The 11,563-nt window shown below is 68.1% G+C and carries 9 protein-coding genes; 7 read left to right on the top strand and 2 right to left on the bottom strand.

Annotation, left to right across the window (positions count from 1 at the left end; all coding sequences use genetic code 11):
- Positions 1–99 precede the first annotated feature (99 nt).
- Positions 100–1,212: an RNA-guided endonuclease TnpB family protein gene (locus M2302_RS23720; RefSeq protein WP_280840044.1), complete on the top strand. Its 1,113-nt coding sequence runs from the start codon at positions 100–102 to the stop codon at positions 1,210–1,212.
- Positions 1,213–1,331: 119 nt separating this feature from the next.
- On the opposite strand, the gene M2302_RS23715 is transcribed toward M2302_RS23720, so the two are convergent.
- The gene (locus M2302_RS23715; RefSeq protein WP_280840043.1) at positions 1,332–2,465 is read right to left on the bottom strand and encodes a VOC family protein; all 1,134 of its coding nucleotides are present in this window, start codon (positions 2,463–2,465) and stop codon (positions 1,332–1,334) included.
- 143 nt (positions 2,466–2,608) lie between these two features.
- Between M2302_RS23715 and M2302_RS23710 the strand changes: the two genes are divergently transcribed.
- The 5 genes from M2302_RS23710 (at position 2,609) to katG (ending at position 9,775) form a co-directional block, all read left to right on the top strand.
- Positions 2,609–3,256, top strand: a complete 648-nt coding sequence (locus M2302_RS23710; RefSeq protein ID WP_280840042.1) for a TetR/AcrR family transcriptional regulator — start codon at positions 2,609–2,611, stop codon at positions 3,254–3,256.
- Positions 3,257–3,557: 301 nt separating this feature from the next.
- A complete protein-coding gene (locus M2302_RS23705) occupies positions 3,558–5,444 on the top strand; it encodes a glycoside hydrolase family 15 protein (protein WP_280840041.1) in 1,887 nt (628 codons plus the stop codon).
- A gap of 362 nt (positions 5,445–5,806) precedes the next feature.
- Complete coding sequence (locus tag M2302_RS23700; protein WP_280840040.1) at positions 5,807–6,781, top strand: hypothetical protein; 975 nt, start codon at positions 5,807–5,809, stop codon at positions 6,779–6,781.
- 265 nt (positions 6,782–7,046) lie between these two features.
- Positions 7,047–7,475: a Fur family transcriptional regulator gene (locus M2302_RS23695; protein WP_280840039.1), complete on the top strand. Its 429-nt coding sequence runs from the start codon at positions 7,047–7,049 to the stop codon at positions 7,473–7,475.
- A 23-nt stretch (positions 7,476–7,498) separates the two neighbouring features.
- Entirely contained in the window at positions 7,499–9,775 is a 2,277-nt protein-coding gene (gene katG, locus M2302_RS23690) for a catalase/peroxidase HPI (protein WP_280840038.1), read from the top strand.
- A gap of 132 nt (positions 9,776–9,907) precedes the next feature.
- On the opposite strand, the gene M2302_RS23685 is transcribed toward katG, so the two are convergent.
- Positions 9,908–10,501, bottom strand: coding sequence for an NAD(P)H-dependent oxidoreductase (locus M2302_RS23685; protein WP_280840037.1), 594 nt, complete (start codon positions 10,499–10,501; stop codon positions 9,908–9,910).
- A gap of 107 nt (positions 10,502–10,608) precedes the next feature.
- On the opposite strand from M2302_RS23685, the gene M2302_RS23680 reads away from it, so the two are divergent.
- Complete coding sequence (locus M2302_RS23680; RefSeq protein ID WP_280840036.1) at positions 10,609–11,448, top strand: helix-turn-helix transcriptional regulator; 840 nt, start codon at positions 10,609–10,611, stop codon at positions 11,446–11,448.
- Positions 11,449–11,563: the final 115 nt, after the last annotated feature.

Genomic DNA, 11,563 nt, shown 5'->3' with positions numbered 1-11,563 from the left:
GAACTGCGGCGTGGTAACCCGGCGGCTTAGAGCCGGGAGGAGACGCCGCTTCCCCCCTTCAGTGACTGTCTTACATAGACGGCGACTAGGATGTGAGGCGTGGGTGGGGTGGTGAAGCGGGCGTACAAATACCGCTTCTATCCGTCCCGTGAGCAGGCTGAGCTGCTGGCCCGCACGTTCGGTTGTGCGCGGAAGGTGTACAACCTTGCGCTGGAGGCGCGTACCCGGGAGTGGGCGGTTGATCGGCGGCGCACCACGTATGCGCAGTCCTCGGCGTGGCTGACGGAGTGGAAGCGCACGCAGGAGTTGGCGTTCCTCAACGAGGTGTCGTGCGTGCCGTTGCAGCAGACACTGCGCCACCTTCACGCCGGGTTCGCGGCGTTCTGGGACAAGCGGTCCCGGTACCCGCGGTTCAAGTCCAAGCGCAAGTCGCGGGCGTCGGCGGAATTCACCCGGTCGGCGTTCCGCTGGCGTAACGGGCGGCTCACCCTGGCCAAGATGGGCACCCCACTGAACATCGTTTGGTCCCGGCCCCTGCCCGAGGGAGCGGAACCCTCCACGGTCACCGTGTCCCGGGATGCCGCGGGCCGCTGGTTCGTCTCCATCCTGGTCGAGGACCCGACGGTGGAGCCGCTGCCGCCCGTGGATGCCGAGATCGGCGTGGACGCCGGCATCACCAGCCTGCTCACCCTCTCCACCGGAAAGAAGATCACCAACCCGCGGTACGAGCGCACCGACCGGCGCCGGCTCGCCAAGGCGCAGCGGGACCTGTCCCGCAAGGAGAAAGGCTCCAACAACCGGGCCAAGGCCCGAATGAAGGTGGCCCGCATCCACGCCCGCATCGCCGACCGGCGGCGGGACCACCTGCACAAGCTGACCACCCGACTCGTCCGCGAGAACCAAACGGTCGTGGTCGAAGACCTCAGCGTGCGCAACATGCTCCGCCACCACCGGCTCGCCCGCGTCATCTCCGACGCGGCCTGGTCCGACCTGCGGCGCATGCTGGAGTACAAGGCTGCCTGGTACGGGCGCAACGTGATCCCCGTCGACCGGTGGTATCCGTCGTCCAAGACCTGCTCGGCGTGCCGACGAATCAACACCACCCTCACCCTCGGCGTCCGCGCCTGGGCGTGCCCCGGCTGCGAGGCCGAGCACGACCGGGACGTCAACGCCGCGCGCAACATCCTCGCCGCCGGGCTTGCGGAGAGGTAAAACGCCTGCGGAGCTGATGTAAGACCTCAAGGGAGACCTCCCGGCAGGGCAGTCGGCAATGAAACAGGAAGCCTCACGGGCGACCGTGAGAACCCCGGCCCGCCAGGGCGGGGAGGACGTCAAGAGGTGAACGCTTTCATCAGGCCGCGCAGGCGGTGGAGGTCGAATTCGTTGTCCTCGCGCAGCGCGCCGATGACTGCGCGCAGCTCGCGAAGCGATTCCCGGCCGGGTCTCATGCCGAGAAAGTCCTTGGTGGCGGGCGGACCCCACTGGGCGAGCCCGGAGGCGCTCATCGGGGTCCAGCCGGGCTCGAGCGTGCAGTCGAACAGGTCGCCGTCGGTGAAGTGCTCGACCAGGAAGTCGTCCGGGTCGCGCCAGTAGTCGAAGATCTGGCTGCCCTGGATGTGCCGGCCGATTCCCCAGGACCGCTGGTAGCCCCGGTCGAGCAGGTACTCCCCGCCGGCGGCCAGCGAGTCGAGGTCCGGAACCTGGTAGGCCGAGTGCACGTACCGGTTGGCCGGGCCGAGGGTCATGGCGAGCGTGTGATGGTCGGTGGGCGTGCTGCCGCGGTCGCAGCGGATGAAGCTCATCACCGGGCCCCGCTCACGCTGCCCCTGGTGGTAGAGGAAGTCGCTGACGATCAGGCCCAGGTGCTCGAGATACCAGTTGAGCGTCTCCAGGTATCGGGTCGTCTGCAGCACGACGTGACCGAGCCGCTGCACCTTGGCCGGCTCCCGCGGTGGCCGCTGGGTGGCGTTCGTCCGCGCCACGTCGTGCCCGACGTTGAACGTCAGGGGCACCTGGGTGGGCAGCGCGGGAAGTTCGTGCGTGTCCGTCACTACGCGGACCCGCGCCCCGCTCGGGTCGACCAGATCCACCGTCACCCCGCCGAGGCTCTCCGGCAGCGGGGCGACCTTGGTGCCGGTCGCGTCCGCGAGGCGCAGCACGTCCTTCCGGTCGGCAGCCTGAAAGGCGGGGCCGATGAACCGTGACCGGGGGCCCCGGCGGATGAGCACGCAGGGCGAACCCGGGTCCGTGCCCCGCAGGTGCAGCTCGTCGGCGGTACGCGACGACGGGGTGAAGCCGAAGGCCCGGGCGAACAACTCAGCCCGCTCAAGATCGGGCTTCTCGAACTCCAGCCAGGCCAGGTCGTGCACCTTGACAAGCGGGTTGCGCGCCCTCCCCAGGTGCTCGCCCCGCAGCGCACCCTGCTCGCTGTGCAGACCCGTGTGCGGGTCGTGCCGCTCGATCATGTCCCGCTCCCTCCCACGACGCTGACGAAATCGTCACTTACGAGTGTAGCGTCAGTCAAGAGCGAATGACGATTCCGTCATATCTGAGGGTCGCCGGGGTTAAGGTAGGCGCAGACCGACCTGGGAGAGGTGGACAAGTAGGCATGGCGCAACAGACCAGGCAGGCTCCTAACCGCCTGGAACGGCGGAAGGCGCACACCCGATCGGCGCTCGTTCGCGCGGCCCAGACCTTCATCGCGGCCGGCAAGCAGAACGTCCCGATCCTCGAGCTCACCCAGGCCGCGGATGTGGGGATGGGGTCGTTCTACAACCACTTCGACAGCAGGGAGCAGCTCTACCAGGCCGCGGTGGAGGACGCCCTCGAGCGCTACGGCGCCCTGCTCGACGAGCTGACCGTGGGCCTGGACGACCCGGCCCACGTCTTTGCGCAGAGCTTCCGGCTGACCGGACGTCTCCACCGCCGGAGTCCCGAGCTGAGCAAGGTGCTGCTCAGCAACGGCCTGGCCCTGGCTGGTTCCGACAAGGGACTCGCACCGCGGGCCCGGCGCGACATCGAAGACGGCGTCCGTGCCGGGCGGTTCAGCGTGCGCGACCCCGAACTCGCGACGGTGATCATCGCCGGGGCCGCGTTGGTCCTCGGGCAACTGCTGCACGATCACCCCGAGCGCGACGACGCCGCAGCCACCGACCAGGTCACCGAGGACGTGCTGCGCATGCTCGGCCTTCCGCCCGACGACGCGCACGAGATCTGCCTGCGGCCCTTACCCGCGCTCGACGCTGTCCGCCCGTAAGACCGCTGTCCATCCGCCCGAGCGGGGTTGCCCGCCGGTTCTAGGCAGTGGCCGCCTCGCGCACCATCCGGTTGGCCGTCTCCGGCTCGTACCCGGTCGCGCGGAGCAGGTCACTCGCTGTGGTGCGCAGCTGGATCACGACCGATACCCGACCTCGGGACTTCCACGACAGGTCAGTCTCGAGGTGTGAGGACGACATGCGGCGTGATCATGGCGCTGGTCCTGACCAATGTGCGCCGCTGAGCTCCCGCCCGCACCTACGGTGAAAGCAGTTGCAGGAGTCCTGGCAGGAGGCCGGTGAGTGGATTCGTATCCGATCATCGAGTCACATGGCCTGATCGGGGACCTGCAGACAGCGGCGCTGATCGCGGACGACGGCACCCTTGACTGGTTCTGCGCGCCGCGGTTCGACTCGCCAAGCGTGTTCGCCGGACTGCTGGACCACAAGAGGGGCGGGTATTTCCGTATCGCACCCGATGGCCCCGACCACGTCAGAAAGGAGCAGTTGTACCTGCCGGGGACACCGATCCTGATCACTCGCTTCCTGACGTCCGACGGCGTGGGTGAAGTCATCGACTTCATGCCGGTCGCCGGCGATACGCCGACCGATCGTCATCGCGTCGTTCGGCTCATCAGTGTGGTTCGGGGCACCGTACGGTTCCGGATCGATTGCCAGCCGCGATTCAACTACGGGCGCGACCGGCACGAAATCGACATGTACGCCGACGGCACCGTTTTCCGCAGCCGGACGCTCAGTATGACGGTGCACCGGGTCCGCCACGCCGACCAGCCCCCGGACGAAGTCGAGATCGAACGCGACGGCGACGGGGTGCGCGCCTTCGCCACCCTTCGTGAGGGTGCCACCGGCGGGCTCCTCGTCGAAACCGGCTCGGGTGAGCCACCCCGGCTCATCGGGCCTGGGGAAATACGGGCCATGTACGAGCAGACCCGGGACTATTGGCGGGCCTGGCTCAGCGGCTCCTGCTATCGCGGACGGTGGCGGGAAGCGGTGGAGCGATCCGGCCTGACGTTGAAACTCCTCACGTACGCGCCGACCGGCGCTCTGATCGCCGCTCCGACCGCGGGCCTGCCGGAGCAGATCGGCGGGATGCGGAACTGGGACTACCGCTACGCCTGGATCCGTGACGGCTCAGCCTCGGTCCACGCCCTGCTCGGTCTCGGCTTCACCGAGGAAGCGCGCCGATACCTGCTGTGGGTCAATGATCGGATCTGCGAGGCGGCCGACCGTGCGACGCCGCTGCACCACATGTACCGCGTCGACGGCTCGACCGCCCTCGACGAGGATGTCCTCGATCACCTCGAGGGCTATCGACGCTCCCGTCCGGTGCGGATCGGCAACGCCGCTGCCGACCAGCTCCAGCTTGATATCTACGGCGAAGCGCTGAGCGCCATCCACTTCGCCGACGCGTACGGACTGCGCAGCTCCTATCAGGCGTGGCTCAACACCGTGAAGCTCATCGACTGGCTCTGCGAGAACTGGGAGAGACCCGATGAAGGGATCTGGGAGACCCGGGGCGGCCGCCAGGACTTCACCTTTGGCCGCCTCATGTCCTGGGTGGCTGTCGACCGGGCCATTCGCCTCGCTCAGCGGTACGGGGTACCCGGCGAAATCGACCGCTGGAGCACCGAGCGCGGCCGGATCTACCACCAGATCATGAACCGGGGTTACCACCCCGCACGCCGGGCGTTCGTACAGCACTACGACAGCGACGTCCTGGACGCGGCGCTGCTCACGATGCCGAGCGTGGGGTTCATCGCGCCCGATGATCCGATGTGGCAGTCCACACTGCGGGCGATGGACGACGAACTCGTCTCGGACAGCCTCGTCTACCGGTACAACCCCACCGCATCGCCCGACGGCCTGCCCGGCAACGAAGGCACCTTCAGCATGTGCACCTTCTGGTACGTCGAAGCCCTGGCCCGCTCGGGACGGCTGAACGACGCGCTGATCACCTTCGAGAAGATGCTCACCTACAGCACCCGCCTCGGTCTCTTCGCAGAGGAGATCGGCCCGACCGGCGAGCAGGTCGGCAACTTTCCCCAAGCCTTCAGCCACCTCGCACTGATCAAGGCCGCGATGACCCTCGATCAACTCATGGACGCCGCACCGGCACCGTGTCGCGCTCCGCTCGAAACCCTGGTCGAGCGGGACTCACCGCGTCCGTGAAGACTCGTCCGGAGGTACCTGCGGCGAGTCCGGATCACGGTGAACACAGCGGGTGACGCAGACGATCCAACGGGCCCAACGGATCGCCTGACCCAGGGCGGGTCCGGGGCGGTGGCTGTGTGCCGCCGCCGCCCCGGACCGTGGCGTCCGCCAATCGCCGCATTGGAGGTACGCGCCGTCCCGTGGAACTGCTGGGACGGCCGCAAGCTGCCGGACCCGCAGATCTGCGACAAGCGGATGTCGTGAGGGTTCCCGACCGGGCCAAATCGCGCAGTGACGACCTGGTCACGCCACGGTACGGTCGGCAGCGGGGGGCACTGAACGGCACAGGTGGGGGAGGACGAGTGCGGCGGCCTTCGCTGATGACGGCCATCCTTTACGCGGCTCTGCCCGTCATGTTGGGGCTGGTCGGGAACCTGGCCACGGGCACGGTGCGGCCATCGGATGAGTGGAAGCCGTGGCTTTGGGCGGCAACCGCGCTGCTCGCCGTCTCCGCAGTGGTCGCAACCGTGGCCCAGCAGGGGTGGAGCCAGCCGGCGGATGACGGTGCCGGCGGACCCCGGACCACGTCGCCGTCCGAGCGCGTACCAACGACGGTCGCCCGCGCAGCGGGGTTCAATACCGCCGCCATGGTGACGGCGTCACTGTTCCTGGCGCTCGCCGCGGCGTTGTGCGCCTATATCTTGTTCACCCACCCGGATTGGGACCTCTGGACGAAGGCCGACTACGCGGCCGTACCCGTCGCCGCGTGCGTGGCGATCGTCCCGATGCTGCAGCGCAGGCGGTGGACGTTTGCCGGTACGGCGATGGTCCCCGCCGTCATCGCGGCCTGGCCGACAACGGTGTGGTACCTGGACGTCTCCGGCGCCGCATTCATGGCTCTGGTGCTTGGCTGTGTCGGGGTGGTCGTAGGCGCGCTGGTCGTCAACTATCGCAAACGCGATAAGGGCCACCACATTGGATGGTCCGCCAAGGGCGCGATCTTTACGCTCGGCGGTATTGCCATATTGGCCTCCGTTGCCGGGGTCGTACTCAACGCGGGTATGTTCCTGGTCTACCTGCCCTTCATCGTCGTCTTCGGCTGTGTGGTGATCCAGACGGCCTGGGAGAGTGACCAGGCGGCACGACGAGATGCCGCCCGGACCGGAGCCGTGTTCGCACTCCTGCAGGCGGTCTATCCGAGCTTCGCCCTCAGCGGCTTCTACATCGTCGGCACCGACACGGTTGATCCCCGACCCACCTATCGCCTGCTCCTGCTGGCCTTGACCGCGATCCTGACCGCGGGCGTGGTGGTCAGGAGTGCGAACGCCAGGTGGCAGCCAGCTTTAGAGGCTTAGGAACCTGAAGTACGCCCCGGGTCGACCCCATGCCGCTGGGCGCCGGCTTGTTGATCATCGGTTTGGCGAAGGCTCTGGCCGTTTCGGACGTGATCGAACCGATTCACTCGGTGGACGCCTTCTGGGCGGTAATGTCCTAGTCCTGCGAGGCGGCCCATGAGGCGAGTGGTCGACCAGTTGAGTGACCAGCTCTGCGTCGAAGGCGTGCGGGTGGAGTCCGGCGAAGAACTTGATTCGTTCCAGAAAACTGGACTATGTTCGTCACGTGACGTCCGACTTCGAGACCCAGCTGCGGGCGGTCTCGTTGCGCGTGACCCGGCCCCGGTTGGCGGTGCTCACTGCGCTGCGCGACCATCCGCACGTCGACACCGACACGGTGATCGCGCTGGTACGGACGGATCAGCCCACGGTCTCCCACCAGGCGGTGTACGACGTGCTTCGGGCGCTCACCGACGCCGGTCTGGTGCGACGCATCCAGCCTGCCGGTGCGACCGCTCGGTACGAGTCGCGGGTGGGGGACAACCACCACCATGTCGTGTGCCGCTCGTGCGGTGCGATCGCCGATGTCGATTGCGCTGTCGGCCATGCTCCCTGTCTCACCGCCTCGGATGACCACGGTTTCGTGGTCGACGAGGCGGAGGTTGTGTATTGGGGCACCTGCCCCGACTGTGCAACCGAACGCACCTCCCAGTGATCCGCCAGCTCGGAAGGAAGTAGATGAGCGACACCCAGGACTACACCCCCTCCAGCGCGCAGGGCGTGGACAAGAAGGAGGCGGCCGGCTGTCCGGTCGCGCACGACTCCGTGACCGCGCACGGCAGCGAGAGCGAGAACCCGGCGATCGACTCGCCGACCCCGAAGACCGGTGGTCGTCCGCGCACCAACCGGGACTGGTGGCCCAACCAGCTCGACCTCTCGGTGCTGCATGCCCATTCGGCCAAGGGCAACCCGCTGGGGGAGAGCTTCAGCTACGCCAAGGAGTTCGCCAAGCTCGACGTGGAGGCTCTCAAGCAGGACATCACCAAGGTCCTCACCACCTCGCAGGACTGGTGGCCGGCCGACTTCGGCCACTACGGCGGCCTGATGATCCGGATGAGCTGGCACGCCGCAGGCACCTACCGCATCCACGACGGTCGCGGCGGCGCCGGCGACGGTGGTCAGCGGTTCGCCCCGCTCAACAGCTGGCCGGACAACGCCAACCTCGACAAGGCCCGCCGGCTGCTGTGGCCGGTCAAGCAGAAGCACGGCCAGAAGATCTCGTGGGCCGACCTGCTCGTGCTCGCCGGCAACGTCGCCCTGGAGTCGATGGGCTTCAAGACCTTCGGCTTCGGCTTCGGCCGGGAGGACGTCTGGGAGCCCGAGGAGATCTTCTGGGGTCCGGAGGACACCTGGCTGGGTGACGAGCGCTACGTCTCCGAGAAGGAGATGGCCGAAGGCGTCGGCGCGACCGAGATGGGTCTCATCTACGTCAATCCTGAGGGTCCCAACGGCAACGCGGACCCGGCCGCGGCGGCGCACTTCATCCGCGAGACCTTCGCCCGGATGGCGATGAACGACGAGGAGACCGTCGCCCTCATCGCCGGCGGCCACACTTTCGGCAAGACCCACGGCGCCGGCGTCGCCGACGACCACGTGGGCCCCGAGCCCGAGGCCGCCCCGCTGGAGGCGCAGGGCCTGGGCTGGCTGAGCACCTACGGCAGCGGCAAGGGCGGGGACACGATCACCAGCGGTCTCGAGGTGACGTGGACCGACCGGCCGACGCAGTGGAGCAACCGTTTCTTCGAGATCCTCTTCGGCAACGAGTGGGAACTCACCACGAGCCCCGGCGGTGCGAAGCAGTGGGTCGCCAAGGATGCCGAGGCGATCATCCCGGACGCCCACGACCCGTCGAAGAAGCACAAGCCGACGATGCTCACGACCGACCTGGCGCTGCGCGTCGACCCGACGTACGAAAAAATCTCGCGCCGCTTCCTGGAGAACCCCGACGAGTTCGCACTGGCCTTCGCCAAGGCCTGGTACAAGCTGCTGCACCGCGACATGGGTCCGGTCAGCCGCTTCCTCGGGCCGTGGGTCCCGGAGCCCCAGCTGTGGCAGGACCCGGTGCCGGCCGTCGACCACGAGCTCGTGGGTGACACCGACGTCGCCGCCCTCAAGGCGAAGGTCCTGGAATCCGGCCTCACGACCGCCCAGTTGGTCTCCACCGCCTGGGCCTCCGCCGCGAGCTACCGGTCCACGGACAAGCGCGGCGGCGCCAACGGCGCCCGGCTCCGTCTCGAGCCGCAGCGCAGCTGGGAGGTCAACCAGCCCGAGCAGCTCGCGACGGTCCTGGCGACCCTCGAGGGCATCCAGCGGGAGTTCAACTCCGCCGGCGGCGCGAAGATCTCGCTCGCGGACCTGATCGTGCTGGCCGGCTCGGCCGCCGTCGAGAAGGCGGCGCACGACGCCGGCGTCGAGGTGACCGTGCCGTTCCGCCCGGGCCGCACCGACGCCAGTCAGGAGCAGACCGACGTCGAGTCCTTCCGGGTCCTCGAGCCTCGGGCCGACGGGTTCCGCAACTACCTGCGTCCCGGCGAGAAGACCCAGCCGGAGGTGTTGCTTCTCGACCGTGCCTACCTGCTCAACCTGACCGCGCCCGAGATGACCGTCCTCATCGGCGGCCTGCGCTCCCTCGGGGCCAACGTCGGCGGCACGCGGCACGGCGTCCTCACCGACCGGCCCGGCGTGCTCACCAACGACTTCTTCACCAACCTGCTCTCCCCGGGCACCCGGTGGAAGGCGTCGGAGTCCGACGAGCACGTGTACGAGATCCGGGACCTGGCCACCGATGAGGTGAAGTGGACCGCCACCGCGGTGGACCTCATCTTCGGCTCCAACTCCCAGCTACGGGCCCTCGCGGAGGTCTACGCCAGCCAGGACGCGCGCGACAAGTTCGTGGGCGACTTCGTCGCAGCCTGGACCAAGGTCATGGAACTCGACCGGTTCGACCTCGCCTGACCCGGCTCCAGCCGACGAGCCCCGGTCGATCCACCAGCGATCGACCGGGGCTCGCCTGCCATGGGATTCGGTCATCTGAGGCGGGCATCACAGCTGGCCGGGCGAGTCTGGTCTGCTCCTCGAGCGATCCCTTCAGGCCGGGTACGGGACCGAGTCGCGCGCCGCACCCAGGGCGGCGGCCCACCAGGCGAGCTGGTCCAGCAGGGTCTTGGCATATCCGGGCGCCTGAGGGTCCAGCGGCCGACCGTCTTCCCACGCTGCGCGGTAGTTCGGGAACGCCAGACCATCGCGAATTGTCACCGCGTGCAGTTCGGTGAGCACGTTTTCCAGGTGCAGGACGGCGTGGCGGCCCCCAGCTGGACCGCCGTAGCTGACAAAAGCGACGGGCTTGGCCGTCCAATGGGTGTAATGCCAGTCGATGGCGGCCTTCAGGGACGCGGGGTAGCTGTGGTTGTACTCCGGCGTGACCATGATGAACGCGTCCGCGTCCGCCAGGCTGGACGTCAAGGACGCCATTCCGTCGGGGCGCGGGTATGAGTCGCCGGCGAACTTCGGTGGTACTGCCGGCAACGACAGCGGGATCTCGGCGTCGGCCAGATCGACGACGTCGATGTCGAACCCGCCGTGCTCGCGCGCTTGGTCGGCGACCCAGGAGGCGACGACAGGCCCGAACCGGCCCTCTCGAACGCTCCCGACGATCACGACCAACTTGTGCTTCTCACTCATGCACTCCACGGTCCATCGTCCGGACGATGGCAACCAGACCGGGCTTAGGCTGGCCCCCGTGGGGCCACCCTGCGGGGTTCGAGGTGCTGCGGAGATAGGCTTCGAGCATGAGCACGCCGCTGGGCGACTACATCCGTGCCAAGCGCGACAGCATCCAGCCGGAGTCGTTCGGCCTGCCTGATCGTGGCCGCCGCCGGTCCCCTGGACTACGACGCTCAGACCTCGCCACGCGTGCTGGGATCAGCGTCGAATACCTGACCCGGATCGAGCAAGGACGAGACCGCAACCCGTCCCCTGCCGTGGTCATTGCTCTTGCGGACGCCTTGAGCCTCGATGCCGCCGAGCGCAACCACCTGCGCCACCTCGCCAAGATCACCAGCGGAGGGTGTGCAGGGCGCGGGCGGCCAGCGCCGCCCAACCGCCATGTCCGGCCCACCGTGTTGGAGACCCTCCAGCTTCTTGAGCCCGGCATCGCATTCGTGACCAACCGCCTCGGAGACGTGCTCGCGTACACGAGTCAGTTCGAGCTGCTGATGCGTGGGACTGGGCTGCTCGAGAGCGGGACGCCGAACCTGACGCGCTACGTGTTCACCAATCCGCACGCCCGGACTTTCTTCCCGGACTGGGACCAGGTGGCCGACGAACGAGCCTTCGAACTGTGGCTCGGGCCGTCCGCGGAGACCTCCGAATGGTTCAGGGCCGAGCTCGCCCCCCTGGCCGGGGAGGAGTTCACCCGACGGCTCAACCGCCACCTGCCCCCACCGCACGTCCCGCTTCGGCTCAACCACCCCATCGCGTACGAGCTTCGGTGGCAGCGGGAGAAGCTCGAGTTGCCCAGCACCGACGCGCAGGAGCTGGTCATTCTCCTGCCGGCCGATGACGCTACGGCGCGGGCCATGGAGCGGCTGCGCCGCCACCCCGACCGCAACCTTCGCGCGGTCACTTAGGGCGCGTCTCATTTGGATGGTCGTTCAGCTCGGGCATGATCTGCTTCCGTGGACGAGGCCATGATCCGTACCTGGGCGCCGGATGATCTGTGGGAGATCGCGGCGCCGTTGATCC

Source organism: Micromonospora sp. A200, from assembly GCF_029893845.1.
GTDB classification, from domain to species: domain Bacteria; phylum Actinomycetota; class Actinomycetes; order Mycobacteriales; family Micromonosporaceae; genus Micromonospora; species Micromonospora purpureochromogenes.
The sequence above is the reverse complement of the archived record's forward strand: the minus strand, read 5'-3'. Positions and strand labels throughout refer to the sequence as shown.

What these genes read in the sequence shown, in the direction of transcription:
- M2302_RS23715 (WP_280840043.1), bottom strand. Translation starts at nt 2,465, where the DNA reads ATGATCGAGCGGCACGACCCGCACACGGGTCTGCACAGCGAGCAGGGT.
- M2302_RS23685 (WP_280840037.1), bottom strand. Translation starts at nt 10,501, where the DNA reads ATGAGTGAGAAGCACAAGTTGGTCGTGATCGTCGGGAGCGTTCGAGAG.
- katG (WP_280840038.1), top strand. Translation starts at nt 7,499, where the DNA reads ATGAGCGACACCCAGGACTACACCCCCTCCAGCGCGCAGGGCGTGGAC.
- M2302_RS23680 (WP_280840036.1), top strand. Translation starts at nt 10,609, where the DNA reads ATGAGCACGCCGCTGGGCGACTACATCCGTGCCAAGCGCGACAGCATC.
- M2302_RS23710 (WP_280840042.1), top strand. Translation starts at nt 2,609, where the DNA reads ATGGCGCAACAGACCAGGCAGGCTCCTAACCGCCTGGAACGGCGGAAG.
- M2302_RS23700 (WP_280840040.1), top strand. Translation starts at nt 5,807, where the DNA reads ATGACGGCCATCCTTTACGCGGCTCTGCCCGTCATGTTGGGGCTGGTC.